The organism is Citrobacter sp. Cb023 (assembly GCF_030336805.1).
Taxonomy (GTDB): Bacteria; Pseudomonadota; Gammaproteobacteria; order Enterobacterales; family Enterobacteriaceae; genus Citrobacter; species Citrobacter braakii.
On record NZ_JAOWCV010000032.1, the window covers coordinates 49,197 to 74,658 of the forward strand.

General features: G+C 52.6%; 23 protein-coding genes and 1 other annotated feature. Of the genes, 16 read left to right on the forward strand and 7 right to left on the reverse strand.

From position 1 onward, the window contains the following. The first annotated feature begins 1 nt into the window (after window position 1). From dnaN to yidA, 4 genes are all read left to right on the forward strand, one after another. The gene (gene dnaN, locus OGW44_RS06695; RefSeq protein ID WP_016155068.1) at window positions 2-1,102 is read left to right on the forward strand and encodes a DNA polymerase III subunit beta; all 1,101 of its coding nucleotides are present in this window, start codon (window positions 2-4) and stop codon (window positions 1,100-1,102) included. After that, window positions 1,102-2,175 carry a DNA replication/repair protein RecF gene (gene recF, locus OGW44_RS06700; RefSeq protein ID WP_016155067.1) on the forward strand — a complete coding sequence of 358 codons (1,074 nt, stop codon included), beginning with the start codon at window positions 1,102-1,104 and terminating at the stop codon, window positions 2,173-2,175. Before dnaN ends, recF begins: the two co-directional genes overlap by 1 nt. Window positions 2,176-2,203: 28 nt before the next feature. Continuing rightward, entirely contained in the window at window positions 2,204-4,618 is a 2,415-nt protein-coding gene (gene gyrB / locus OGW44_RS06705; RefSeq protein ID WP_016157816.1) for a DNA topoisomerase (ATP-hydrolyzing) subunit B, read from the forward strand. Between the two features lie 130 nt (window positions 4,619-4,748). Further along, entirely contained in the window at window positions 4,749-5,561 is an 813-nt protein-coding gene (gene yidA / locus OGW44_RS06710; protein ID WP_016155065.1) for a sugar-phosphatase, read from the forward strand. A gap of 4 nt (window positions 5,562-5,565) precedes the next feature. Here yidA and cbrA read toward each other — a convergent pair whose 3' ends face one another. After that, window positions 5,566-6,684, reverse strand: coding sequence for a colicin M resistance lipid reductase CbrA (gene cbrA, locus OGW44_RS06715; RefSeq protein WP_185654890.1), 1,119 nt, complete (start codon window positions 6,682-6,684; stop codon window positions 5,566-5,568). A gap of 99 nt (window positions 6,685-6,783) precedes the next feature. Between cbrA and OGW44_RS06720 the strand changes: the two genes are divergently transcribed. After that, a complete protein-coding gene (locus OGW44_RS06720) occupies window positions 6,784-8,010 on the forward strand; it encodes a YidR family protein (protein ID WP_185654891.1) in 1,227 nt (408 codons plus the stop codon). A 1-nt stretch (window position 8,011) separates the two neighbouring features. Here OGW44_RS06720 and OGW44_RS06725 read toward each other — a convergent pair whose 3' ends face one another. Further along, window positions 8,012-8,344: a YceK/YidQ family lipoprotein gene (locus tag OGW44_RS06725; protein ID WP_165500175.1), complete on the reverse strand. Its 333-nt coding sequence runs from the start codon at window positions 8,342-8,344 to the stop codon at window positions 8,012-8,014. 239 nt (window positions 8,345-8,583) lie between these two features. Further along, window positions 8,584-8,656: a sequence feature (ROSE (Repression Of Heat Shock gene Expression) occurs in the 5'-region of heat shock genes and acts as an RNA thermometer to modulate expression.), on the forward strand. Here OGW44_RS06725 and ibpA point away from each other — a divergent pair. Beyond that, window positions 8,650-9,063 (forward strand): small heat shock chaperone IbpA, encoded by a 414-nt coding sequence (gene ibpA / locus OGW44_RS06730; RefSeq protein WP_003023882.1) that lies wholly within the window; start codon window positions 8,650-8,652, stop codon window positions 9,061-9,063. (Overlaps the previous feature by 7 nt.) A gap of 92 nt (window positions 9,064-9,155) precedes the next feature. Beyond that, complete coding sequence (ibpB, locus tag OGW44_RS06735) at window positions 9,156-9,584, forward strand: small heat shock chaperone IbpB (protein ID WP_003827096.1); 429 nt, start codon at window positions 9,156-9,158, stop codon at window positions 9,582-9,584. Here the strand turns inward: ibpB and OGW44_RS06740 are convergent. Then, a complete protein-coding gene (locus OGW44_RS06740) occupies window positions 9,573-9,794 on the reverse strand; it encodes a hypothetical protein (protein WP_185654892.1) in 222 nt (73 codons plus the stop codon). The two genes, ibpB and OGW44_RS06740, sit on opposite strands and share 12 nt — an antisense overlap. Window positions 9,795-9,865: 71 nt before the next feature. On the opposite strand from OGW44_RS06740, the gene OGW44_RS06745 reads away from it, so the two are divergent. After that, complete coding sequence (locus OGW44_RS06745) at window positions 9,866-11,527, forward strand: putative transporter (protein ID WP_047415676.1); 1,662 nt, start codon at window positions 9,866-9,868, stop codon at window positions 11,525-11,527. Here OGW44_RS06745 and OGW44_RS06750 read toward each other — a convergent pair whose 3' ends face one another. Continuing rightward, window positions 11,528-12,244 carry a GntR family transcriptional regulator gene (locus OGW44_RS06750; protein WP_046276201.1) on the reverse strand — a complete coding sequence of 239 codons (717 nt, stop codon included), beginning with the start codon at window positions 12,242-12,244 and terminating at the stop codon, window positions 11,528-11,530. 223 nt (window positions 12,245-12,467) lie between these two features. On the opposite strand from OGW44_RS06750, the gene OGW44_RS06755 reads away from it, so the two are divergent. Beyond that, window positions 12,468-14,087: an alpha-glucoside-specific PTS transporter subunit IIBC gene (locus OGW44_RS06755; RefSeq protein ID WP_046276200.1), complete on the forward strand. Its 1,620-nt coding sequence runs from the start codon at window positions 12,468-12,470 to the stop codon at window positions 14,085-14,087. Further along, window positions 14,084-15,406, forward strand: coding sequence for a 6-phospho-alpha-glucosidase (locus tag OGW44_RS06760; protein WP_019078008.1), 1,323 nt, complete (start codon window positions 14,084-14,086; stop codon window positions 15,404-15,406). The genes OGW44_RS06755 and OGW44_RS06760 overlap by 4 nt, the downstream gene beginning before the upstream one ends. Here OGW44_RS06760 and OGW44_RS06765 read toward each other — a convergent pair. Beyond that, complete coding sequence (locus tag OGW44_RS06765) at window positions 15,403-16,296, reverse strand: AraC family transcriptional regulator (protein WP_137352487.1); 894 nt, start codon at window positions 16,294-16,296, stop codon at window positions 15,403-15,405. The two genes, OGW44_RS06760 and OGW44_RS06765, sit on opposite strands and share 4 nt — an antisense overlap. A gap of 167 nt (window positions 16,297-16,463) precedes the next feature. On the opposite strand from OGW44_RS06765, the gene OGW44_RS06770 reads away from it, so the two are divergent. From OGW44_RS06770 to OGW44_RS06790, 5 genes are all read left to right on the forward strand, one after another. Beyond that, on the forward strand, window positions 16,464-18,179 hold the full coding sequence (locus OGW44_RS06770) for a solute:sodium symporter family transporter (protein WP_137380536.1): 1,716 nt from the start codon (window positions 16,464-16,466) through the stop codon (window positions 18,177-18,179). Beyond that, entirely contained in the window at window positions 18,176-19,669 is a 1,494-nt protein-coding gene (locus OGW44_RS06775) for a sulfatase-like hydrolase/transferase (protein ID WP_185654893.1), read from the forward strand. The genes OGW44_RS06770 and OGW44_RS06775 overlap by 4 nt, the downstream gene beginning before the upstream one ends. 98 nt (window positions 19,670-19,767) lie before the next feature. Further along, window positions 19,768-20,115 carry a YidH family protein gene (locus OGW44_RS06780; protein ID WP_016155059.1) on the forward strand — a complete coding sequence of 116 codons (348 nt, stop codon included), beginning with the start codon at window positions 19,768-19,770 and terminating at the stop codon, window positions 20,113-20,115. Further along, on the forward strand, window positions 20,105-20,467 hold the full coding sequence (locus tag OGW44_RS06785; protein WP_016155058.1) for a DUF202 domain-containing protein: 363 nt from the start codon (window positions 20,105-20,107) through the stop codon (window positions 20,465-20,467). The genes OGW44_RS06780 and OGW44_RS06785 overlap by 11 nt, the downstream gene beginning before the upstream one ends. Then, window positions 20,464-21,576: an anaerobic sulfatase maturase gene (locus OGW44_RS06790; protein ID WP_158655794.1), complete on the forward strand. Its 1,113-nt coding sequence runs from the start codon at window positions 20,464-20,466 to the stop codon at window positions 21,574-21,576. Before OGW44_RS06785 ends, OGW44_RS06790 begins: the two co-directional genes overlap by 4 nt. Window positions 21,577-21,588: 12 nt before the next feature. Here the strand turns inward: OGW44_RS06790 and dsdA are convergent, their stop codons facing one another. After that, entirely contained in the window at window positions 21,589-22,911 is a 1,323-nt protein-coding gene (gene dsdA, locus OGW44_RS06795) for a D-serine ammonia-lyase (protein WP_137380535.1), read from the reverse strand. 17 nt (window positions 22,912-22,928) lie between these two features. Further along, window positions 22,929-24,266 (reverse strand): D-serine transporter DsdX, encoded by a 1,338-nt coding sequence (gene dsdX, locus OGW44_RS06800; protein WP_016157809.1) that lies wholly within the window; start codon window positions 24,264-24,266, stop codon window positions 22,929-22,931. A gap of 229 nt (window positions 24,267-24,495) precedes the next feature. On the opposite strand from dsdX, the gene dsdC reads away from it, so the two are divergent. Next, complete coding sequence (gene dsdC / locus OGW44_RS06805; RefSeq protein ID WP_016155054.1) at window positions 24,496-25,422, forward strand: DNA-binding transcriptional regulator DsdC; 927 nt, start codon at window positions 24,496-24,498, stop codon at window positions 25,420-25,422. Window positions 25,423-25,462: the final 40 nt, after the last annotated feature.

The following is a 25,462-nucleotide window of genomic DNA, read 5'->3' on the forward strand; positions in this document are numbered from 1 at the left end:
TATGAAATTTACCGTTGAACGTGAACATTTATTAAAACCGCTTCAGCAGGTCAGCGGCCCGCTGGGTGGACGTCCTACACTGCCTATTCTCGGAAATCTGCTGCTGCAGGTTGCTGACGGTGCGCTTTCTCTGACCGGTACCGATCTCGAAATGGAGATGGTGGCGCGCGTGGCGCTGATCCAGCCTCATGAACCTGGTGCGACCACCGTTCCGGCGCGTAAATTCTTCGATATTTGCCGTGGGTTGCCGGAAGGCGCGGAAATTGCCGTTCAACTGGAAGGCGATCGCATGCTGGTGCGGTCTGGCCGCAGTCGTTTCTCGCTGTCTACGCTGCCTGCCGCCGACTTCCCGAATCTGGACGACTGGCAGAGCGAAGTCGAATTCACTCTGCCGCAGGCCACGATGAAGCGCCTGATTGAAGCCACGCAGTTTTCGATGGCGCATCAGGACGTGCGTTACTACTTAAACGGCATGCTGTTTGAAACCGAAGGGGAAGAGCTGCGTACCGTGGCGACCGACGGTCACCGCCTGGCGGTCTGTTCAATGCCAGTCGGTCAGCAGTTACCCAGCCATTCGGTGATCGTTCCGCGTAAAGGCGTGATTGAACTGATGCGTATGCTCGACGGCGGCGACAACCCGCTGCGCGTGCAGATTGGCAGCAACAACATTCGTGCGCACGTGGGTGACTTCATCTTTACCTCCAAGCTGGTTGATGGCCGTTTCCCGGATTATCGCCGCGTATTGCCGAAGAATCCGGACAAACATCTGGAAGCCGGTTGCGATATCCTCAAACAGGCATTTGCTCGTGCGGCGATCCTCTCTAACGAGAAATTCCGCGGCGTGCGTCTGTATGTCAGTGAAAACCAGCTGAAAATCACCGCCAACAACCCGGAGCAGGAAGAAGCGGAAGAAATTCTGGATGTCTCCTATCCTGGTACCGAACTGGAAATCGGTTTTAACGTTAGCTACGTACTGGACGTACTGAACGCGCTGAAGTGCGAGAACGTTCGTATTCTGCTGACCGATTCCGTATCGAGCGTACAGATTGAAGATGCTGCCAGCCAGAGCGCGGCTTATGTTGTTATGCCAATGAGACTGTAATGTCGCTCACCCGTCTGTTGATCCGCGACTTTCGCAATATCGAAAGCGCGGATCTCGCTTTATCCCCTGGCTTTAACTTCCTGGTTGGCGCGAACGGCAGCGGCAAAACCAGCGTGCTGGAAGCCATCTATACGCTCGGCCACGGCCGGGCGTTTCGCAGTTTGCAGATTGGCCGCGTAATTCGCCACGAGCAGGAGTCGTTTGTTTTACACGGGCGTTTGCAGGGGGAAGAGCGTGAGACATCGATTGGCCTGACGAAAGACAAACTGGGCGACAGCAAAGTGCGCATTGACGGCACTGACGGGCACAAGGTCGCGGAACTGGCGCACCTGATGCCGATGCAGCTGATCACGCCAGAGGGGTTTACTTTACTCAATGGCGGCCCCAAATACAGAAGAGCATTCCTTGACTGGGGATGCTTTCACAATGAAGCCGGATTTTTCACCGCCTGGAGCAATCTGAAGCGACTGCTCAAGCAGCGCAACGCAGCCCTGCGCCAGGTGAGTCGTTATGAGCAACTGCGTCCGTGGGATAAAGAACTGATCCCGCTGGCGGAACAAATCAGCACCTGGCGCGCGGAGTACAGCGCCGGTATCGCGCAGGATATGGCGGATACCTGTCAGCAGTTTCTACCCGAATTTTCTCTCTCCTTCTCATTCCAGCGCGGCTGGGAGAAAGAGACCGATTATGCCGAAGTGCTGGAACGCAGTTTTGAACGCGATCGCATGTTGACCTACACCGCGCACGGTCCGCACAAAGCGGATTTTCGCATTCGCGCTGACGGTGCGCCGGTGGAAGACACGTTGTCGCGTGGGCAGCTAAAGCTGCTGATGTGCGCCTTACGTCTGGCGCAAGGGGAGTTCCTCACCCGCGAAAGTGGGCGGCGGTGTCTCTACCTGATAGATGATTTTGCCTCTGAACTTGATGATGCCCGTCGTGGGCTGTTAGCCAGCCGCTTAAAAGCGACGCAATCTCAGGTCTTTGTCAGCGCAATCAGCGCTGAACACGTTCTGGACATGTCGGACAAAAATTCGAAGATGTTCACCGTGGAAAAGGGTAAAATAACGGATTAACCCAAGTTTAAATGAGCGAGAAACGTTGATGTCGAATTCTTATGACTCCTCCAGTATCAAAGTCCTGAAAGGACTGGATGCGGTGCGTAAGCGCCCGGGTATGTATATCGGCGACACGGATGACGGCACCGGTCTGCACCACATGGTATTCGAGGTGGTAGATAACGCTATCGACGAAGCGCTCGCGGGTCACTGTAAAGATATCGTTGTAACGATTCACGCTGACAACTCCGTGTCCGTTACCGATGATGGCCGTGGTATCCCAACCGGTATTCACCCGGAAGAGGGCGTTTCGGCGGCGGAAGTTATCATGACCGTTCTGCACGCAGGCGGTAAATTCGATGATAACTCCTATAAAGTTTCCGGTGGTCTGCACGGCGTAGGTGTGTCCGTAGTAAACGCCCTGTCACAGAAACTGGAGCTGGTGATTCGTCGTGAAGGCAAAGTGCATCAGCAAACTTACGTGCACGGTGTGCCGCAGGCGCCGCTGGCGGTAACCGGCGAAACAGAAGCGACGGGTACTCAGGTACGTTTCTGGCCAAGCCACGAAACCTTTACCAACGTCGTTGAGTTTGAATACGAGATTCTGGCTAAGCGTCTGCGCGAGCTGTCGTTCCTGAACTCCGGCGTCTCTATCCGTCTGCGCGACAAGCGCGATGGTAAAGAAGACCATTTCCACTACGAAGGCGGCATCAAGGCGTTTGTTGAATACCTCAACAAAAACAAAACGCCGATCCACCCGAATATCTTCTACTTCTCCACCGAAAAAGACGGTATCGGCGTTGAAGTTGCGCTGCAGTGGAACGATGGTTTCCAGGAAAACATCTACTGCTTCACCAACAACATTCCGCAGCGTGACGGCGGTACTCACCTTGCAGGCTTCCGTGCGGCGATGACCCGTACCCTGAACGCCTACATGGACAAAGAAGGCTACAGCAAAAAAGCCAAAGTCAGCGCCACCGGTGATGATGCCCGTGAAGGCTTGATTGCCGTTGTTTCCGTGAAAGTACCGGATCCGAAGTTCTCCTCACAGACCAAAGACAAGCTGGTCTCCTCTGAGGTGAAATCGGCGGTAGAACAGCAGATGAACGAACTGCTGAGCGAATACCTGCTGGAAAACCCGTCTGACGCGAAAATCGTCGTTGGCAAAATTATTGATGCTGCACGTGCCCGTGAAGCGGCACGTCGCGCGCGTGAAATGACCCGTCGTAAAGGCGCGCTGGACTTAGCGGGTCTGCCGGGCAAGCTGGCGGACTGTCAGGAACGCGACCCGGCGCTGTCCGAACTGTACCTTGTGGAAGGGGACTCCGCGGGCGGTTCTGCGAAGCAGGGCCGTAACCGTAAAAACCAGGCGATTCTGCCGCTGAAGGGTAAAATCCTCAACGTCGAGAAAGCGCGCTTTGATAAAATGCTCTCTTCTCAGGAAGTGGCGACGCTGATCACCGCGCTCGGCTGTGGCATTGGTCGTGACGAGTACAACCCGGACAAACTGCGTTATCACAGCATCATCATCATGACCGATGCGGACGTCGACGGCTCGCATATTCGTACTCTGCTGTTGACCTTCTTCTATCGTCAGATGCCGGAAATCGTGGAACGCGGCCACGTTTACATTGCACAGCCACCGCTGTACAAAGTGAAAAAAGGCAAGCAGGAACAGTATATTAAAGATGACGAAGCGATGGATCAGTACCAAATTTCTATCGCTCTGGATGGCGCAACGCTACACACTAATGCCAGCGCACCTGCTCTTTCAGGTGAGTCGTTAGAAAAACTGGTTTCTGAATACAACGCGACGCAGAAAATGATTGGCCGTATGGAACGTCGTTTCCCGAAAGCGCTGCTGAAAGAACTGGTTTATCAACCGACGCTGCCGGAAGCTGATTTGGCGAACGAGCAGACCGTTACCCGCTGGGTTAATTCGTTGATTACCGAGCTGAACGAAAAAGAACAGCACGGCAGCCTGTGGAAGTTTGATATCCACCACAACGCAGAGCAGAACCTGTTTGAGCCGATTGTGCGCGTCCGTACTCACGGTGTGGATACCGACTATATTCTGGACCACGAGTTTGTTACCGGTGGCGAATACCGTCGTATTTGTACGCTCGGTGAGAAGCTGCGCGGGCTGATCGAAGACGATGCGTTTATCGAACGTGGCGAGCGCCGCCAGCCGGTTGCCAGCTTTGAGCAGGCGCTGGAATGGCTGCAGAAAGAGTCACGTCGCGGCCTCGCTATCCAGCGTTATAAAGGTCTGGGCGAGATGAACCCGGATCAGCTGTGGGAAACCACTATGGATCCGGAAAGCCGTCGTATGCTGCGCGTTACCGTGAAGGATGCGATTGCCGCCGACCAGCTCTTCACTACGCTGATGGGCGATGCCGTTGAACCGCGTCGCGCGTTTATCGAAGAAAACGCCCTGAAAGCGGCGAACATCGATATCTAACTTGCACCCAGCTCTACAACCGTCCTGCAAAAGGGGAATCTCGATTCCCCTTTCTATCCCCCTTTTCGTAGCTGTTTTTTGAGCGGAATCGCGTTAGCATGAGGACGGACTCATTTAATCCGGGGAACTCATGGCTATCAAACTTATTGCTATCGACATGGATGGCACACTTCTGCTGCCCGATCACACCATTTCACCCGCGGTCAAAACGGCGATTGCCGCAGCGCGCGCGCGTGGCGTAAATGTGGTGCTGACCACGGGGCGCCCGTATGCCGGCGTCCACAGCTATCTGAAAGAATTGCATATGGAAGAACCCGGTGACTACTGCATTACCTACAATGGCGCGCTAGTGCAGAAAGCAGGGGATGGCAGTACTGTCGCGCAAACCGCGCTGAGCTATGATGATTATCGTTATCTGGAGCAGCTCTCCCGGGACGTTGGTTCGCATTTCCACGCTCTCGATCGCAACACCCTGTATACCGCGAACCGTGATATCAGCTACTACACGGTGCATGAATCGTTTGTTGCGACGATTCCGCTGGTGTTCTGTGAAGCCGAGAAAATGGATCCCGCAACCCAGTTCCTGAAAGTGATGATGATTGACGAGCCGGAGATCCTCGATAAAGCTATCTCACGCATACCTGCGGAAGTAAAAGAGAAGTACACCGTGCTGAAAAGTGCGCCGTATTTCCTCGAAATCCTCGATAAACGCGTCAATAAAGGGACTGGCGTGAAATCGCTGGCCGATGCGTTGGGTATAAAAGCCGAAGAGGTGATGGCGATTGGCGATCAGGAAAACGACATCGCGATGATTGAATACGCAGGCGTGGGCGTTGCCATGGACAACGCTATTGGGTCAGTCAAAGAAATCGCCAACTTTGTGACGAAATCTAACCTTGAAGATGGCGTCGCGTATGCCATTGAGAAGTTTGCGCTGAAATAAGATGTTATGGGCAAATGCCTTGGCGCATTTGCCCTGTTTCAGCAATTAGTTGTGATACTGAGTGGTCACCTTGAGGAATATGCGCCACGCCGCTGCGCATTATCCATTTACGGGAAAACGCCGACGTCAGGGCCCGACTTTTCAGGATCTTGCCAAACAGTTTGAGACGTAACTTGCGGGTGGCTTTGCGGTAAGCGTGATTCATATCTGGTGCATCCCGCAACAATACAGATTTGAGCGCCTCCGCGCTGTCCAGCGCATAGCTAATCCCCTCCAGTGAGCTGGCGCTGATAAAACCGGCCGCTTCGCCAATCAAAAATGCGTTGTCCTTGCCACAGACGAAGTCTTTCCAGCGTGAAGGAAACAGCACCGTACATTTTTCACTTTTCACCGGTTTGCCGAACTGAAATTGGAACGCTTCCATTTTCGCTTTCAGCGCGTCAAAGCACGCCTGGCCGTCCTTCATCGGGTAGGCGCCGCCAAAGATAAAATAGCCATCTTTGCTGATACTCCAGGAATAACAGTCGGTTGCGTCGTTATCAAAAATGCAGGAATAGAACGGGACGGGATGCTTTTCCGCAAACCATTGTTGAATAGCAACATATTTACGGATCTGGTGCCGGGGATAGAGATGACGGCGTACCAGTGAGTTCGCGCCGTCGGCTCCCACCAGATAACGCGCGGTGATCTGCTGCTCCCAACCGTCGGCGCGGAAGATGACATGCCATTTATTGCCCTCGCGCCAGATTTTCCGACACAGGCTGTCGTGGTACACCTGTACATCATCAGGAATGAGAGATTTAAGCCATAAATCAAAAGCATGGCGGTTGATATTAATGTAGCTGCGCTGGTAGTTACGCGTCAAAGAGGCTGCAACATCAACCGTTTTAACGCTAAATATCTGTGGGTTAGCGATGACATCAACGGGTAAGGTTATCCCGTCGCGGATAAACGAACGCTGGGCATCCGGGGCTAACAGACCGCCGCAGGGTTTGGTGAAACCTTCGTTGCCACACTGGTGTTTTTTATCCAACGCGATCACGCGCATTTTTCCACTCAACTGCCGCGCCAGCGCTGCGCCTGCCGGGCCTAATCCGATAATGGCTACGTCAAAATGTTCCATCTTTCTGTCCGCAAAAATGAAGATGGCGATACGCTAAAGCCTGAAAGTGAAGTGCTTGTGAAGTATGATTGCTGAAATCGTCTTGTATCAGGGCATTCCATGAAGCAAATCACCTTTACGCCGCGTAATCATCAGCTTACCAATATCAATACCTGGACACCGGACAGCCAGTGGCTGGTCTTTGATGTGCGCCCTTCCGGTGCCTCTTTTACCGGCGACACAATTGAGCGCGTCAATATTCATACTGGCGAGCTGGAGGTGATTTATCGGGCCATGCAGGGATCGCACGTTGGCGTGGTGACCGTTCATCCAAAGTTGGAAAAATATGTGTTTATTCATGGGCCTGAAAATCCTGATGAAACATGGCATTACGACTTCCATCATCGGCGTGGGGTGATAGCTACGCAGGCAAAAGTGGAGAATCTGGATGCGATGGATATTACCGCCCCATATACGCCGGGCGCGCTGCGCGGCGGTAGTCATGTACATGTATTTAGCCCGAGCGGCGAGTTTGTCAGTTTCACCTATAACGACCATGTGCTGCATGAGCGCTCACCGGCGCTGGATTTACGCAATGTCGGTGTGGCTGCGCCCTATGGTCCGGTGACGGTCTCCGCGCAGCATCCCCGTGAGTACAGCGGGAGCCATTGGTGCGTGCTGGTAACCCAGACGACACCCACGCCTAAACCGGGTAGCGATGAGATTAACCGCGCCTATGAAGAGGGCTGGGTAGGGGAAAACAGACTGGCGTTTATCGGTGATACGTTATCAGTCACGGACGAGAAAGTGCCGGAGTTATTTATTGTTGATTTACCACAGGATGAAAGCGGCTGGAAACAGCCGGGCGACGCTCCGCTGGAGGGCACTGAGGCAACAATGCCTGCGCCGCCATTCGGTATTAATCAACGCCGCCTGACGTTTACTCATGCGCGCGCCTTTCCCGGTCTGGTAAATCAGCCGCGCCATTGGGTGCGCAGTAATCCAAAGGCATCTGATATTGCGTTTTTAATGCGTGATGACGTCGGCATTGTGCAACTGTGGCTGATTTCCCCACAAGGAGGGGAACCGCGTCAGCTTACCCGCTGCGCCACGGATATTCAGTCAGCATTCAACTGGCATCCTTCAGGGAAATGGCTGGGGTTTGTACTGGATAACAAAATTGCTTGTTGTGATGCTCAGACGGGAGAGGTTGATTTTCTAACGGACCGTCACGGCAACCCACCATCGGGCGATGCGATCATCTTCTCTCCTGATGGTCGACAGGTTGCGTGGATGGAAGACGTCGAGGGTTTCCGCCAGCTGTGGGTAACAGAGACAGGGCGTTAACTTAAGGAGCAGGCATTTCAGCCGGAGGGATAACGGCGTTCGTGGCCTGCGTTCTCTCCTCGCTTTTTTCTACACGGGATCTCACCGAGTTATCTTTGCGAAAGAGATCCCACGGAAGTAATACTGTATCCAGTACTGCGGTAAACGGCATATCCAGAATCGCCAGTGACTTGGTTCCCCAGTTTGTATCACTTTCGCTAATCATTGTGGCGCTGGCGCGCGTGCCAGGATACGTCCCTTCTTTGCCTCCGGTATGCGACATAATGCTGGAACAGCCGCTCACAAACGCCATCCCGCTGCACATTGTCAGTGTTACCAACATTTTTTTTATCATCATTTTTTTCATCTGTATTTATTGTGTTTGCATGGTGAGTTAAAGCGATCCGTTGCGAAAATAACATCACCATTTCGTCACACTGTGGCGGCTATCGCGATTTAACGATAACAACTGCTCACACCAGTGTATGCAATAGACAACAAACTGCAAAAAAAGTCAGATGAATACGCTTGAAAAGTTTGTATTAAGACCCATTTTTAGAGTGTAGACAAATGAAGGGCATGCCTGATGGGTGTCCTGGCTACCTGACCTGTCCATGATGGAAGGTCTATTATTCTCGCTGATTTCAGGAGCTATTGATTATGCGTAACTTTGATTTATCCCCGCTGTACCGTTCTGCTATTGGTTTTGATCGCCTGTTTAACCTGCTGGAAAACAATCAGGGCCAGAGCAATGGCGGCTACCCTCCGTATAACGTTGAGCTGGTAGACGAAAACCATTACCGAATTGCGATTGCCGTTGCTGGTTTTGCTGAAAGCGAACTGGAAATTACTGCCCAGGACAATCTGCTGGTGGTGAAAGGCGCCCATGCGGACGATCAAAAAGAACGTACTTACCTGTATCAGGGGATTGCCGAGCGCAACTTCGAACGTAAGTTCCAGTTAGCGGAGAACATTCATGTTCGCGGCGCGAACCTGGTGAATGGTCTGCTGTATATCGATCTCGAACGCGTGATTCCCGAGGCGAACAAGCCGCGCCGCATCGAAATCAACTAATTCTGTGGGCCGCTTCAGGCGGCCCTGTTAAGCAATCGGCTTGCCGTCAGGGAGCCAAAAGGTACTTACTCGCTTCTTAGAAGGAGATTATTATGCGTAACTACGATTTATCCCCACTGCTGCGTCAATGGATCGGTTTTGACAAACTGGCCAATGCCTTGCAAAACACGGGCGAAAGCCAGAGCTTCCCGCCTTATAACATCGAAAAGAGCGATGATAACCACTACCGCATTACCCTTGCGTTAGCCGGTTTCCGCCAGGAAGATCTGGATATTCAACTGGAAGGCACGCGCCTGACCGTGAAAGGTACGCCGCAGCAGCCGGAAAAAGAGACCAAATGGTTGCATCAGGGGCTGGTCACTCAGCCGTTCAGCCTGAGCTTTACGCTGGCTGAAAATATGGAAGTCTCCGGCGCAAGCTTCACTAACGGCTTGCTGCATATCGATTTGACCCGGAATGAACCTGAAACCATCGCTCCACAACGTATCGCCATCAGCGAACGTCCCGCATTAGACAGTTAAATAGCTCCATGCCTTTGCCCCGCCAGAAATGACGGGGCTTTTTTGTGCCTCAGCCCACATGAAACTATGATCTGGGAGGGCAGGATGCCGGAAGAGCTGCCATTGCCAGAAAAAAGCATTCAGCAATTTCAAATCGACGTGAAGAAAAACAGTAAAGAACGCCCTTCTCAAGCGCTCCTGGGCGCTTTGTAGCATGATAATGTGCGCCACTCTGCATTCATGCCTGAACGGTTCAGTCATAATCTTCGTTAAATAAAATGTTATTCACAGGGAACAGGAAAATGAGTGATATAGCATTGACGGTCAGCGTTCTGGCAATGGTGGCAGTTGTCGGATTATGGATCGGCAACATAAAAATACGTGGTGTTGGTTTTGGCATCGGAGGCGTGCTGTTCGGCGGTATTATTGTCGGGCATTTTGTCGATCAGGCAGGGATGACCCTGAGCGGCGACATGCTGCATTTTATTCAGGAATTTGGCCTGATTCTTTTCGTCTACACCATTGGTATTCAGGTGGGGCCGGGCTTTTTTGCGTCACTGCGCGTTTCGGGCCTACGGCTGAATCTGTTTGCCGTGCTGATTGTTATCATGGGTGGCCTGGTCACCGCGATCCTGCATAAGATTTTTGCCATTCCCCTTCCCGTGGTGCTGGGCATTTTTTCCGGTGCGGTCACCAATACTCCGGCGTTAGGCGCGGGGCAGCAGATTCTGCGCGATCTGGGTACTCCTGTTGATGTGGTGGATCAGATGGGGATGAGCTATGCCATGGCTTATCCTTTTGGTATCTGCGGTATTTTGCTCACTATGTGGCTGATGCGCCTTATTTTTCGCGTTAACGTCGATGCCGAAGCCCATCAGCATGAATCCACGCTGACCAACGGACACGCGCTGATTCAGACGATGAATATCCGTGTGGAAAACCCGAACCTCAACAATATGGCGATTCAGGATGTCCCAATCCTGAACAGCGACAAAATCATCTGCTCACGTTTGAAACGTGAAGAAACATTGATGGTGCCGTCGCCGGGGACGATTATCCAGATGGGCGACCTGCTACACCTGGTTGGTCAGCCTGCTGATCTGCACAACGCGCAGGTGGTGATTGGGCAGGAGGTGGACACATCGCTGTCGACGCGAGGCACCGATTTACGCGTTGAGCGCGTGGTGGTGACCAACGAACAGGTGCTGGGGAAACGAATCCGCGACCTGCGTTTCAAAGAACGATACGACGTGGTTATCTCCCGTCTGAACCGTGCGGGGGTTGAGCTGGTAGCCAGCAGCGACGCCAGTCTGCAGTTTGGCGACATCCTCAATCTGGTCGGTCGACCTTCCTCGATTGATGCTGTTGCTAATGTGGTGGGTAACGCCCAGCAAAAACTGCAGCAGGTGCAGATGCTGCCGGTATTTATCGGGATCGGGCTGGGTGTTCTGCTGGGTTCAATCCCGCTGTTCATTCCTGGGTTCCCGGTGGCGCTTAAACTGGGGTTGGCCGGTGGGCCGCTGATTATGGCGTTGATCCTGGGGCGTATTGGCAGCATCGGTAAGTTGTATTGGTTTATGCCCCCCAGCGCTAACCTGGCGCTGCGAGAGTTGGGTATCGTGCTGTTTCTCGCAGTGGTTGGTCTGAAGTCAGGCGGTGATTTTGTTCATACCCTGACGCAGGGGGATGGCCTGAGCTGGGTGGGTTACGGTATTTTCATCACCGCGATTCCGCTGATTACCGTGGGGCTGCTGGCGAGGATTTTCGTCAAAATGAACTACCTCACGCTGTGCGGAATGCTGGCTGGCTCAATGACCGATCCGCCTGCACTGGCATTTGCTAACAACCTGCATGCCACCAGCGGGGCAGCGGCGCTGTCGTATGCGACCGTTTATCCGCTGGTGATGTTCCTGCGAATTATCACGCCGCAACTGCTGGCGGTGATTTTTTGGGGGATGGGTTAGTCAGGCTGAGTCTGGGTGGACGCGCCGTAAGTGGTAGTCCACCTGGTACTCGCTGGCGTTTCTGAACATCACCGAATAATTCAAAAACTCCCCGCTATCGCTGTAGGACAGTGAGGTAATCCGCAGCAATGGCGTCTGTTCAGGTACGTTCATCTGCGCGGAAAGCTGCTTATCGGCAAGAACGGGAGTCAGACTTTCATAGTTGCCGCTGATAGTTATTCCGCACTCTTTCTCGATGTAATCGAATTTTGACCCTTCCAGATGCGCCAGCGATAAATTACGGAATAATTTTACCGGCATGTAGCTGTCTTCAAGCATCAGCGGCTTGCCGTCCACATAGCGAACGCGACGTGAGAAGTAGATGCGTTCATTAATCTGGATACGCAGTTGGCTGGCAATTGCTGGTGGTGCGGGCATCACTTCAAATACCAGTACTTCACTGGTGACCTCTTTCCCTTGTCGCTTCAGTACTTCCGCCAGTCCGGTAAGGTTTGTGGTTTCATGATGGACATCTTTGCGCGCCACATAAGTTCCACTCCCATGACGGCGTACGACCAATCCCCAGCCAATCAACATATCAATTGCTTTACGGATCGTCATTCGTGAAACCGCGAACTCTTGGGCAAGCTTTTTTTCACCAGGCAACGGGCTACCGATGTTGTAATCAGACGAATTCAGGCGAATTCGTAGTCGTTCCGCAATTGATTTGTAGATCACTACCAGACCTCTTTTTTCTTTTAATTACTGCACGATAAACCTTTTGATGTCTAACTTTTACTTAAAAAGTAGACCTCATTGCCGAAATTAAAACCATGAAAGCGATCACGAATCGCAGCGGCATGCCATGTCTGAAGGATCGCAACTTTCTATTCTCGTATCAGGCCAGCAATCACTACAAAAAAGGCCTCTCCCCTACTGGTTGTTATATGAGGATGTGAAAATGCTCAGTCAAATACAACGCTTTGGCGGCGCGATGTTCACCCCGGTGCTGCTGTTTCCCTTTGCCGGTATCGTCGTCGGTATCGCTATTATGCTGCGCAACCCGCTGTTTGTGGGTGAAGCGCTTACCGATCCCAACAGTTTGTTCGCACAAATCGTTCATATCATCGAAGAAGGTGGCTGGACGGTATTTCGCAATATGCCGCTGATTTTCGCCGTTGGTCTGCCGATCGGTCTGGCGAAACAGGCTCAGGGGCGCGCTTGTCTGGCAGTACTGGTCAGCTTTCTTACGTGGAATTACTTCATCAATGCCATGGGCATGACCTGGGGAGATTTCTTCGGCGTGGATTTTAGCGCAGACCCGACGGCAGGTAGCGGCTTAACGATGATGGCCGGGATTAAAACACTTGATACCAGCATCATCGGCGCCATTGTCATTTCCGGTATTGTTACTGCCTTGCATAACCGTTATTTCGACAAACCCTTGCCAGTATTTCTCGGTATTTTTCAGGGAACATCGTTTGTGGTGATCATTGCCTTCCTGGTGATGATTCCCTGTGCCTGGCTGACGCTGCTGGGTTGGCCAAAGGTGCAGATGGGGATTGAATCTCTGCAAGCTTTTCTGCGTTCTGCGGGTGCGCTGGGGGTATGGGTTTATACCTTCCTTGAGCGTATTTTGATTCCGACCGGGCTGCATCACTTCGTCTATGGTCCATTTATCTTCGGCCCTGCGGCGGTGGAAGGCGGCATCCAGGTCTACTGGGCGCAGCACTTGCAGGAATTCAGCCAAAGCACAGAGTCGCTGAAAACGCTGTTCCCGGAAGGGGGTTTTGCTCTGCACGGCAATTCGAAAATCTTTGGTTCATTAGGTATTGCTCTGGCGCTTTACTTCACTGCCTCTCCGGAAAACCGGGTGAAGGTGGCGGGATTATTGATCCCCGCTACGCTAACGGCTGTGTTGGTTGGGATTACCGAACCGCTGGAGTTCACCTTCCTGTTTATCTCACCCTTGCTGTTTGCGGTACACGCCGTGCTGGCGGCCTCCATGGCGACGGTAATGTATCTCTGCGGCGTGGTAGGCAATATGGGTGGCGGCCTGCTTGACCAGTTCTTACCGCAAAACTGGATCCCAATGTTCCACAACCATGCCGGAATGATGTTCACCCAGATAGCGATTGGCCTGGCCTTTACCGCGATCTATTTCACCATCTTCCGCGCGCTGATCCTGCGCTTCAACCTGAAAACGCCGGGCCGGGAAGACAGCGAAATCAAACTCTACACCAAAGCTGACTATAAAGCCGCGCGTGGGCAAACCACCGCCGCTACGCCAGACACCAAACTGGGACAGGCGGCCGGTTTTCTGCAAGCGTTAGGCGGCGCAGGCAATATCGGAAGTATTAATAACTGCGCCACTCGCCTGCGGATTGCGCTTCACGACATGGCGAAAACGCAAAGCGATGACGTCTTCAAAGCGCTGGGTGCACACGGTGTTGTGCGTCGCGGCAATGGTATTCAGGTCATTGTTGGTTTACACGTCCCTCAGGTACGCGACCAGCTCGAAACGCTAATGAAATCTACTTTATCAAACGAACAGATCCCCATGACGGAGGCAGTATCATGAAAAAATTCTCAGTGGTTATCGCAGGTGGTGGTAGTACCTTTACGCCGGGCATCGTGCTGATGTTGCTGGCAAATCAGGACCGTTTCCCGCTTCGTGCGCTGAAATTTTATGACAACGATGGCGCGCGTCAGGAGGTGATTGCCGAGGCGTGTAAAATCATCCTCAAAGAGCAGGCGCCGGAGATAGAGTTTAGTTACACCACCGATCCCAAAACTGCGTTTACCGATGTTGATTTTGTGATGGCACATATCCGCGTGGGTAAATACCCAATGCGTGAACAAGACGAGAAAATCCCATTACGTCACGGGGTGTTAGGCCAGGAAACCTGTGGGCCGGGCGGGATTGCCTACGGCATGCGATCTATTGGCGGTGTGCTGGAACTGGTGGATTATATGGAAAAATATTCACCAAACGCCTGGATGCTTAACTACTCTAACCCGGCGGCAATTGTGGCTGAAGCCACGCGTAGACTGCGTCCAAATGCGAAAATCCTCAATATTTGCGATATGCCCATCGGTATTGAAGGACGGATGGCGCAGATCGTCGGCCTTAAAGATCGTAAACAGATGCGCGTGCGCTACTACGGGCTGAACCACTTTGGCTGGTGGACATCAATTGAAGATCTCCAGGGTAACGATTTGATGCCGAAGCTGCGTGAATACGTGGCGAAGCATGGTTATGTGCCGCCATCGAACGACCCGCATACGGAGGCGAGCTGGAACGATACCTTCGCTAAGGCGAAGGATGTGCAGGCGCTGGATCCGGACACCATGCCAAATACCTACCTGAAATACTATCTGTTCCCGGATTACGTGGTCCAGCACTCCAATCCGCAGCGTACCCGTGCCAACGAGGTTATGGATCACCGCGAAAAACAGGTGTTCGGTTCCTGCCGGGCCATTATTGAGGCGGGCCATTCTGCGGCCGGTGAACTGGAGATTGACGAACATGCTTCCTACATTGTCGATCTGGCGGCGGCCATCGCCTTTAACACTCAGGAGCGGATGCTGCTGATTGTGCCAAATAATGGTGCGATTCATAACTTTGATGATGAAGCGATGGTCGAGATCCCATGCCTGGTGGGGCATAACGGCCCGGAGCCGCTGACGGTGGGGGATATCCCGCAGTTCCAGAAAGGGTTGATGAGCCAGCAGGTGGCGGTTGAGAAGTTGGTGGTCGATGCCTGGGAGCACCGCTCTTACCAGCGTTTGTGGCAGGCTATCACCCTGTCGAAAACCGTGCCGAGTGCGTCTGTAGCTAAAGCGATTCTGGATGATTTGATCGACGCTAACAAAGAGTACTGGCCGGAACTGCGCTAACCCAGTTGACCGGCATCCTCTGGGTGCCGGTCCGCATGTTTCAATACCGCCGACGGCGCATAGCCAAATTTGTGTTTAAACGCCTTGCTGAAATGAAACGAGTCAAAGAAGTTAAGTATATCAGCGACCTGCCCGACCGTATTTCCCTCTTGCTTTAACAGCGATAACGCCAGTTCCAGCCGCGCATCCAGATAGTATTCTTTCGGTGTTTTTCCGGCATAGCGTAAAAAAAGACGACGTAGCCAGGCTTCGCTACAGGGGATAGTGGCTGCCATATCCGCCACGCTCCACCGTTTTTGTAGACTGGCATGTAGAGTGGCAATCAGTTTTTCAATCTGTATTCGCTGTGGGTCTTTTTTACCTTCGGCGTAAATAAGACAAATCCATTGATAAATTATTTTTGTGAGAAAGGCGACTGCCAGATTATTTTTTATTGAGTCTGGGGATGTAATTAATCGCGAAACTTCGGTCAGCTCCTGATTATAAATATCACCATTATAAATAATGCTTTGTTGTCGTAGCGGAATATCCATTACGCTGGTTGGTGTGAATTCCATCCAGTATTGTTCCCATACCAACCCTTCACAGTGATAAGACTGTATATCGGTTGGTTTTAAAAAGATTATACAGTTTCCGGTAAGCGTGATTTGTTCACCGCCTTTAAGAAGGATTTTTCCACAGCCCTGGACGGTGTAGACTGCAACCCATGAATTAGCAATCAGCGGTTTTTTCTTATCACGTGGCCAAATAACCCGATAATGTTCGTCGGCATAGGTGTGCCACAGCGAGATCAATGAAATCCCGCTGGAGATCACACTTTCATGAATCAACAGGGGAATATTGTACGTAGTTTCGTTTTTTACATGCGAAATTTGCATCTTTCCATTCATTTTAATTTCCCACCGGAGAATTATGCCCACAACCTGAACTTAACAGAAAAAATCTGTTCAGGGATATGACGTTTTTATTTTAAGAAATCTGACTGCCTGACCCGGCGCACATTACCTTGCATTCCCCCTACAGCTGCCGGGACATAATGAAAAATAAGGGCTATGAGATGAATACGCTACAAATTCTGAGCTTTGTGGGCTTTACGCTGCTGGTGGCGCTAATCACCTGGTGGAAGGTACGTAAAACGGATACCGGATCGCAACAAGGGTATTTTCTTGCCGGGCGTTCATTGAAAGCGCCGGTGATTGCCGCGTCATTGATGTTAACTAACCTTTCAACCGAACAGTTGGTTGGTCTGTCTGGTCAGGCTTACAAAAGCGGAATGTCGGTTATGGGTTGGGAAGTCACCTCTGCGGTGACGCTTATCTTTCTGGCGCTGATTTTTCTACCTCGCTATCTGCAACGTGGTATCGCTACGATCCCAGATTTTCTGGAAGAGCGTTACGATAAAACCACGCGAATCATTATCGATTTTTGCTTTCTTATTGCCACTGGCGTCTGCTTCCTGCCGATTGTGCTTTATTCAGGGGCGCTGGCGCTGAATAGCCTTTTTCACATCGGTGAATCGCTGAATATTTCTCAGGGCGCAGCAATCTGGTTACTGGTTATTTTGCTGGGCCTTGCCGGGATTATTTATGCGGTGATCGGCGGTTTACGTGCGATGGCGGTGGCCGATTCTATCAATGGTATAGGGCTGGTGATTGGTGGATTGATGGTCCCCGTGTTCGGCCTGATTGCGATGGGAAAAGGCAGTTTTTTACAAGGTGTTGAGCAACTGACCACCGTACATGCGGAGAAATTAAACTCAATTGGTGGAGCGAACGATCCGCTGCCGATAGGTGCAGCCTTTACCGGTTTGATTCTGGTGAATACCTTCTACTGGTGTACTAATCAGGGCATCGTACAACGTACGCTGGCTTCCAAAAGCCTCGCCGAAGGGCAGAAAGGAGCATTGCTCACAGCGGTATTGAAAATGCTCGATCCACTGATGCTGGTATTACCAGGTTTAATTGCTTTTCATCTATACCAGGATCTGCCAAAGGCGGATATGGCATATCCGACACTGGTAAATAACGTGCTTCCTGTCCCTTTGGTGGGGTTTTTCGGTGCCGTTTTATTCGGCGCGGTAATCAGTACATTCAATGGATTTTTAAACAGCGCCAGTACCTTATTTAGCATGGGAATATATCGGCGGATTATTAATCAACACGCCCAACCGGAACAGCTGGTTCGGGTTGGGCGTAAGTTCGGATTCTTTATCGCGGTAATTTCCGTGCTGGTAGCACCGTGGATCGCTAATGCACCGGAAGGACTCTACAGCTGGATGAAACAGCTCAACGGTATTTATAACGTGCCGTTGGTGACCATCATCATCATGGGATTCTTTTTCCCGCGCATTCCTGCGCTGGCAGCGAAAGTCGCTATGGGACTCGGTATCGTCAGCTACATCACCATTAATTATCTGGTGAAGTTCGACTTTCACTTCCTTTACGTACTGGCCTGTACCTTCTGCATCAACGTGGTGGTGATGCTGGTTATCGGCATTATCAAGCCGCGTGCGACGCCGTTTAAATTCCATGATGCTTTTGCGGTAGACATGAAGCCGTGGAAAAACGCCAAACTTGCCTCTGTCGGTATCCTGACCGCGATGCTCGGCGTCTATGCTGGACTGGCGCAGTTTGGAGGGTACAACACCCAATGGCTGACGATTCTCTGCTACTCAATTACGGCGGCAGTGATGATGTATTTAATTTACAGCACCTGGCAGACGCGTCGTTTGGCCACTGCACTTTCTGTCTCTGACGCTAAGGATAAAGCATGACCCGCCCTAATTTCCTGTTCATTATGACTGATACTCAGGCGACCAATATGGTCGGCTGTTATAGTGGTAACTCGCTGAATACCAATAACATTGATAGCCTGGCGGCGGAAGGTATTCGCTTCAATTCTGCTTATACCTGCTCACCGGTGTGCACTCCGGCCCGCGCTGGGCTGTTTACCGGGATTTATGCCAACCAGTCCGGCCCGTGGACCAATAACGTCGCGCCGGGGAAAAATATCTCCACCATGGGACGCTATTTTAAGGATGCGGGCTATCACACCTGCTACATCGGCAAGTGGCATCTCGACGGGCACGATTACTTTGGTACCGGCGAGTGCCCGCCCGAATGGGATGCTGACTACTGGTATGACGGGGCAAATTACCTCGCGGAACTGACGGACAAAGAGATCGGTTTGTGGCGTAACGGTCTGAACAGCGTGGAGGATTTGCTGGCTAACAATATCAATGAAACCTTTACCTGGGCGCACCGCATCAGTAACCGGGCGATTGATTTCCTCCGCCACCCTGCACGTGATGAAGAACCCTTCCTGATGGTAGTTTCCTACGACGAGCCGCATCACCCGTTTACCTGTCCCGTGGAGTATCTGCAGAAATATCAGGATTTTTATTATGACCTGGGGATGAAGGCGCACGACTCTTTGAGTAACAAACCTGAACATCATCGTCTTTGGTCTGAAGCGATGCCTTCGCCGGTAGGTGATGATGGGCGCTATCACCATCCGCTCTATTTTGCCTGCAACGACTTTGTCGATGACCAGATTGGCCGGGTTATTAATACCTTAACGCCCATGCAGCGGGACAACACCTGGGTCATTTACACCTCCGATCATGGCGAGATGATGGGGGCGCATAAGCTCATCAGTAAGGGGGCAGCGATGTATGACGACATCACGCGAATTCCGCTGATTATGCGCTCGCCTCAGGGAGAATCCATGCAGGTAGACACGCCGGTCAGCCATATCGATCTGCTGCCGACGATGATGGCGCTGGCGGGTATTGAGAAGCCACAAATCCTGCCGGGTGAAAACATCCTTACCGTTGAAAAACCACGCGGTGTGATGGTGGAGTTCAATCGTTATGAGATTGAACATGACAGTTTTGGCGGATTTATACCGGTACGTTGCTGGGTGACGGATGACTGGAAGCTGGTGCTGAACCTGTTTACCAGTGATGAGCTTTACGACAGACGAAACGATCCCGATGAGCTACACAACCAGATAGATTCGCCGCAATTAGCCGATGTTCGCTGCCAGATGCACGACGCGCTGCTGGACTATATGGATAAAATCCGCGATCCATTCCGCACCTATCATTGGAGTTTGCGTCCCTGGCGTCCTGACGCCGTACCGCGCTGGATGGGTGCTTTTCGCCCGCGCCCGCAAGACGGCTATTCTCCGGTGGTACGCGATTACGACACCGGTTTACCAACCCAGGGCGTAAAAGTGGAGGAGAAAAAGCAGAAGTTCTGACTACAATGCCAATTGGCGCAGATACTCATATTTGCACTTACCTGTCGGCCGGATAAGGCATTAGCCGCCATCCGGCAATGACAGCCAGAGGAGTTTGAATGAAAATTTCCCGCCTTGGAGAAGCCCCGGATTACCGCTTCTCACTGGCAAATGAGCGTACCTTTCTGGCGTGGATCCGTACCGCGCTGGGATTTCTGGCGGCGGGGGTTGGTCTCGACCAACTGGCTCCGGATTTTGCCACGCCGGTAATTCGTGAGCTTTTGGCGCTGTTGCTGTGCCTGTTTGCCGGTGGTCTGGCGATTTATGGCTACCTGCGCTGGCTGCGTAATGAGAGGGCGATGCGCCTGAAAGAGGATTTGCCCTATACCCATAGCCTGTTAATCATCAGTCTGATTTTGTTGATCGTCGCGGTGATTGTCATGGGACTGGTGCTGTATGCCGGATAGCCGTAAGTCGCGACGTATCGCCGATCCGGGGTTACAACCGGAGCGAACATCGCTGGCCTGGTTTCGTACGCTTCTGGGTTATGGCGCGCTAATGGCGTTGGCGCTGAAGCACAACTGGCATCAGGCGGGCTTCCTGTTTTGGGTTTCAATTGTGGTGCTGGCGCTGGTGGCAATCGTTCTGTGGCGCTATACCCGCAGCCGTAATCTGATGGATGTTACGCATAGCGATTTTTCTGAATCTCGCGCGGTGCGTGACAAATTTATGATCTCCCTCGCGGTGTTATCCCTCGCAATACTGTTTGCTGTAACGCATGTCCGCCAACTTATTGCGTTTATCGGGAATTTAGCATGACAGGATGTCAGGTCATGGCCAAACCAGCCAGCTCTCGTTGTAACCTGGATTGTCGTTACTGTTTTTACATCGATAAACCCACTCAACCCGAAATGGATGACGCCACCTTAGAGACGTTTATTCGTCAGCATATCACCGCACAGCCGGGGGCTGACGTGATGTTCGCCTGGCAGGGCGGAGAGCCAACCCTCTGTGGCATCGACTTTTTTCGCCGCGTAGTGACGTTGCAAAAACAGTACGGGGAAGGGAAGAAAATCCATAACGCGTTCCAGACCAACGGGATTTTGCTCAACGACGAATGGTGTCAGTTTTTGCACGATAACGGCTGGCTGGTGGGGATTTCGTTGGATGGCCCCGCCGAGTTGCACGATGCTTATCGTGTTAACCGCAGCGGAAAACCGACTCACCATAAGGTGGTGGACGCCATTGCCAGGCTCCGTAAGCATCAGGTGGAGTTCAATCTGCTGGTAGTGGTTAATTCTCTGAACAGCCAGCAACCTGAGTTGATGTATCGCTACCTTCGCCAGCTTGGCACACCTTTTTTGCAGTTCATTCCGCTGGTTGAATATGATGACGAAGGCGAGCTTACCGCCGAATCCGTCCCGCCTCAGGCGTGGGGAACCTTCCTGAATTCCGTCTTTGATATCTGGGTCAGAGAAGATATTGGCCGCGTATTCGTCCAGTTATTTGATTCAACTCTGGGCGTATGGTGCGGACACCCGGCGCAGATGTGTTCGCTAAGCTCCACCTGCGGACATGCTTTTGCTCTGGAAGCGAATGGCGATTTGTATCAGTGCGATCACTATGTTCACCCTGATTTTCGCCTGGGTAATATTCATCGCACGTCGTTGAGTGAGCTCAACGCCAGCCCGAGGGCAGCGGCGTTTGGTCAGTCCAAGAGAACCACGCTGAGCGCGGAATGCCAGGCGTGTTCGCTATTACGCTTTTGCCATGGTGATTGCCCAAAGCATCGCGACAGCAGTGGAAAGAGTGCGATTTGCGGCGGATACAGCGCTTTCTTCAATCATACCGCGCCGCATATGCGCGTGATGCGTGACCTTCTGAAGCAACATCGCTCACCGATGGAACTGATGGCGATGCTGCGTTAAGTTCAGCGGCGTTTAACGTCCTTTGGTCAGATACTGCGCCATTTCGGCTTCCGGCACCATGCCGCCGCCGGTCGCCCACACCAGGTGGGTGGCGTTATTGAGCTGCTCCGCGCTGAAGCCGTGCATTTGCTGATAGTCAGCAGAAGCGCAAACGTGCTGCGGACCGGCCATCCCGGCCAGCGCCGACGGCTCAAGGCGAATGCCTTCTTCCTGCGCCAGCCAGCCCAGCATGTCGTACATAGTCTGATCGTCCAGGGTGTACAGACCGTCGAGCAGACGTTCCATTGCTCGGCCAACAAAGCCGGACGCGCGGCCCACCGCCAGCCCATCAGCCGCTGTCAGGTTATCGATACCAATGTCCTGCACAGAAATCGTATCGTGCAGCCCGGTATAAATCCCCAGCAGCATGCACGGTGAATGGGTCGGTTCTGCGAAGAAGCAGTGCACGTTATCGCCGAATGCCAGCTTCAGGCCAAACGCCACCCCGCCAGGCCCACCGCCGACGCCGCACGGCAGGTAAACAAACAGCGGATGGTCGGCATCCACCACGCGCCCCTGCTGCGCGAACTGCGCCTTCAGACGCTGGCCGGCGACCGCATAACCTAAAAACAACGTGCGGGAATTTTCATCATCGATAAAGAAACAGTTCGGATCGGACTGTGCCGCCTTACGGCCCTGCTCAACCGCCACGCCATAATCTTCTTCATACTCCACGACCGTCACGCCGTGGCTGCGCAGTTTGGCTTTTTTCCATGCGCGAGCGTCGGCAGACATATGAACCGTCACCTTAAAGCCGATACGGGCGCTCATAATGCCGATCGACATCCCAAGGTTGCCAGTGGAGCCTACGGCGATGCTGTACTGACTGAAGAACTGTTTAAACTCAGGCGAAAGCAGAATGCTGTAATCGTCTTGTGTGGTCAGCAGACCGGCATCCAGCGCCAGTTTTTCCGCGTGGGTTAGCACTTCATAAATACCGCCACGCGCTTTAATTGAGCCGGAAATCGGTAGATGGCTGTCTTTCTTCAGCAGAATTTCGCCGTTGATGCGCTGCCCATACTCTTTTTCCAGCCGCTTTTGCATCGTTGGGATCGCGGCCAGTTCGGATTCGATAATGCCGCCGGTGGCTGCGGTTTCCGGGAATGCCTGCGCCAGATACGGCGCGAAGCGCGTCAGACGAGCGTGGGCATCCTCAACATCGTGCTCTGTCAGGCCAACATACGGTAAACCTTCCGCAAGAGAGGTAGTGCCAGGGTTAAACCAGGTCGTCTCCTTGAGAGCGACCAGATCTTCCACTAAAGGATGCTGGGCGATAAGTGTTTGAATGTTTTCCATAGTCAGTCTCTTTGCGCTTAGATAATAAAGGAAAGCAGGAATGTGCAAACCAGTGCAATAACGGACGCGATAAATGTCGCGGTCGTATAATATTTGAACGTCTCATTTAGGGTGGCGCCGCAGTACTGCTTCACCAGCCAGAAGAGGGAATCGGTGACGATCGTGCAGCCAATCGCGCCGGAACCGATGGCAATGGCGATGATCTCCGGGCTAACGTTGGGGTAGAGCGGCAGCATCGGGGCCACGATTGCCGTCGCGCCCATCATCGCCACCGTGGCAGAGCCCACCGCAGCATGCAGGATTAACGCCACCAGCCAAGCCAGCAGAATCGGGTGCATATGCATGTTCGAGAGGATCAGCGCGAGGGTATCCGCCAGTCCGCTGCTCTTGAGGATAGCGTTGAATGCGCCGCCTGCGCCGATAATCAGCAAAATGTTAGCAATGGAGCCAAAACCGTTTTCGGTGTGGGTCAGCAGCGCACCCATGCCAATGTGCTGACGCAGACCGAGAATGTAATAGGCCACGAAAACGGCAATAAACATCGCGGTGATCGGGTTACCAATAAACTCCAACAGCGTATAAACCGTGCTGCCTTTCGCCATGTTCAGCTCAGCGACGGTTTTTACCAGCATCAGGCCAATCGGCAGCAGTACGGTAAACAGCGTAGCGCCCAGCGATGGCAGCGTACTTTCGTCGCGCACCTTGAGGTCGGAAAACTCAGCCGGAACCGGTTTAAACGGCAGACGGTTACCGAGGAATTTCAGATACAGCGGACCGCCGATCAGCGAGGCCATTAAGCCCACCAGTAAGCCGTAGACAATCACGGTGCCAATGTCCGCGCCCAGCTTGTTCGCCACGAACAGGGCGGCTGGATGCGGCGGCACGACGCAGTGTACCGCCATCAGCGCTGTACATAACGGAATCGCCAGCTTCAGTAGCGAGGTATTGGTTTTTTTGGCAATTGAAAAGGCCAGAGGAATCAACAGCACTACGCCGACTTCAACAAACAGTGTGATCCCGCAAATCAGCCCGACCAGTACCATAATGACGTCAGCGGAAAGCCAGCGACAGCGCTGTAGCGTCAGGCCGATACGTTCGGCCGCGCCGGACACTTCCATCATTTTGCCAAGAATGGTCCCAAGACCGATAACCGCGGCGAGGAAGCCCAGCGTACCGCCGATGCCACTCTCAATGGCATTGACCATATCCAGCGGCCCCATACCCATCATCGTACCCACGAAGAAGCTGGCTAACAGCAGCGCCAGAAACGGGTGGAATTTGAACTTCACGATGGTCAAAACGATTAACACGATGCTTATCAGCAGCGTGCTCACAACCCAGATTTGAGAGTGCATAACTCACCTTGCCCTGTGATTAATATAGGGTTATTGGACAAAAATAAGGCATGGTCTGACAAACGATATAAATCCCCTTTCACATGAGCCAGATTGCATCAAGTAGGTGATTTACGTCTAATTACGCTTTGTTTATGCGATATGGTTCACCTTGATTCATCTTTGTGCTGATTTTTGCAGCGAACTTTTTTACACTCCGGCGAATGAATCAGGAGGACAGGAGGTGAACATGGATCCCTTACGCGAGGTCAGAAATCGGCTGCTCAACGGCTGGCAGTTGTCAAAGCTGTATACCTTTGAAGTGGCGGCCCGGCACCAGTCGTTTGCGCTGGCGGCAGATGAGCTGTCACTAAGCCCCAGCGCTGTCAGCCATCGCATTAATCAGCTGGAAGATGAGCTGGGTATTCAGCTGTTTGTTCGTTCGCATCGTAAAGTGGAACTCACCCACGAGGGCAAGCGCGTGTTCTGGGCGCTGAAATCATCGCTGGATACGCTGAATCAGGAAATCCTTGATATTAAAAATCAGGAGTTGTCCGGGACCCTCACCGTGTACTCACGGCCTTCTATCGCTCAGTGCTGGCTGGTTCCGGCGCTCGGCGACTTTACCCGTCGCTATCCGTCGATTTCGCTGACCATGCTGACCGGGAACGACAACGTCAATCTGCAGCGTGCCGGGGTCGATCTGGCCATCTATTTTGACGACGCGCCCTCCGCGCAGCTCACGCACCACTTCCTGATGGATGAAGAGATCCTGCCGGTATGCAGCCCGGACTACGCTCGCCGCCATGACCTTACCGGTTCGCTGGTGAATTTACCGCACTGTACGTTGCTGCATGACAGACAGGCGTGGAGTAACGACTCCGGGACCGATGAATGGCACAGTTGGGCGCAGCATTTTTCGGTGAATCTGCCGACATCGTCGGGAATTGGCTTCGATCGTTCTGATTTGGCGGTGATTGCGGCGATGAATCATATCGGCGTGGCGATGGGCCGAAAGCGGCTGGTGCAAAAACGCCTCGACAGCGGAGAGCTGGTTGCGCCTTTTGGCGATATGGCGCTGAAATGCCATCAGCACTACTACATCACTACCCTTCCTGGCAGACAGTGGCCGAAAATCGAGGCGTTTATTCGCTGGCTTCAGGAACAGGTTAAATAAGCGGGCCGCGAATATTTTTTACGCTTTCTCGCTACACGCA

Coding starts and splice junctions, on each gene's coding strand:
- dnaN (WP_016155068.1), top strand. CDS start 2: ATGAAATTTACCGTTGAACGTGAACATTTATTAAAACCGCTTCAGCAG.
- recF (WP_016155067.1), top strand. CDS start 1,102: ATGTCGCTCACCCGTCTGTTGATCCGCGACTTTCGCAATATCGAAAGC.
- gyrB (WP_016157816.1), top strand. CDS start 2,204: ATGTCGAATTCTTATGACTCCTCCAGTATCAAAGTCCTGAAAGGACTG.
- yidA (WP_016155065.1), top strand. CDS start 4,749: ATGGCTATCAAACTTATTGCTATCGACATGGATGGCACACTTCTGCTG.
- cbrA (WP_185654890.1), bottom strand. CDS start 6,684: ATGGAACATTTTGACGTAGCCATTATCGGATTAGGCCCGGCAGGCGCA.
- OGW44_RS06720 (WP_185654891.1), top strand. CDS start 6,784: ATGAAGCAAATCACCTTTACGCCGCGTAATCATCAGCTTACCAATATC.
- OGW44_RS06725 (WP_165500175.1), bottom strand. CDS start 8,344: ATGATAAAAAAAATGTTGGTAACACTGACAATGTGCAGCGGGATGGCG.
- ibpA (WP_003023882.1), top strand. CDS start 8,650: ATGCGTAACTTTGATTTATCCCCGCTGTACCGTTCTGCTATTGGTTTT.
- ibpB (WP_003827096.1), top strand. CDS start 9,156: ATGCGTAACTACGATTTATCCCCACTGCTGCGTCAATGGATCGGTTTT.
- OGW44_RS06745 (WP_047415676.1), top strand. CDS start 9,866: ATGAGTGATATAGCATTGACGGTCAGCGTTCTGGCAATGGTGGCAGTT.
- OGW44_RS06755 (WP_046276200.1), top strand. CDS start 12,468: ATGCTCAGTCAAATACAACGCTTTGGCGGCGCGATGTTCACCCCGGTG.
- OGW44_RS06760 (WP_019078008.1), top strand. CDS start 14,084: ATGAAAAAATTCTCAGTGGTTATCGCAGGTGGTGGTAGTACCTTTACG.
- OGW44_RS06765 (WP_137352487.1), bottom strand. CDS start 16,296: ATGAATGGAAAGATGCAAATTTCGCATGTAAAAAACGAAACTACGTAC.
- OGW44_RS06770 (WP_137380536.1), top strand. CDS start 16,464: ATGAATACGCTACAAATTCTGAGCTTTGTGGGCTTTACGCTGCTGGTG.
- OGW44_RS06775 (WP_185654893.1), top strand. CDS start 18,176: ATGACCCGCCCTAATTTCCTGTTCATTATGACTGATACTCAGGCGACC.
- OGW44_RS06780 (WP_016155059.1), top strand. CDS start 19,768: ATGAAAATTTCCCGCCTTGGAGAAGCCCCGGATTACCGCTTCTCACTG.
- OGW44_RS06785 (WP_016155058.1), top strand. CDS start 20,105: ATGCCGGATAGCCGTAAGTCGCGACGTATCGCCGATCCGGGGTTACAA.
- OGW44_RS06790 (WP_158655794.1), top strand. CDS start 20,464: ATGACAGGATGTCAGGTCATGGCCAAACCAGCCAGCTCTCGTTGTAAC.
- dsdA (WP_137380535.1), bottom strand. CDS start 22,911: ATGGAAAACATTCAAACACTTATCGCCCAGCATCCTTTAGTGGAAGAT.
- dsdX (WP_016157809.1), bottom strand. CDS start 24,266: ATGCACTCTCAAATCTGGGTTGTGAGCACGCTGCTGATAAGCATCGTG.
- dsdC (WP_016155054.1), top strand. CDS start 24,496: ATGGATCCCTTACGCGAGGTCAGAAATCGGCTGCTCAACGGCTGGCAG.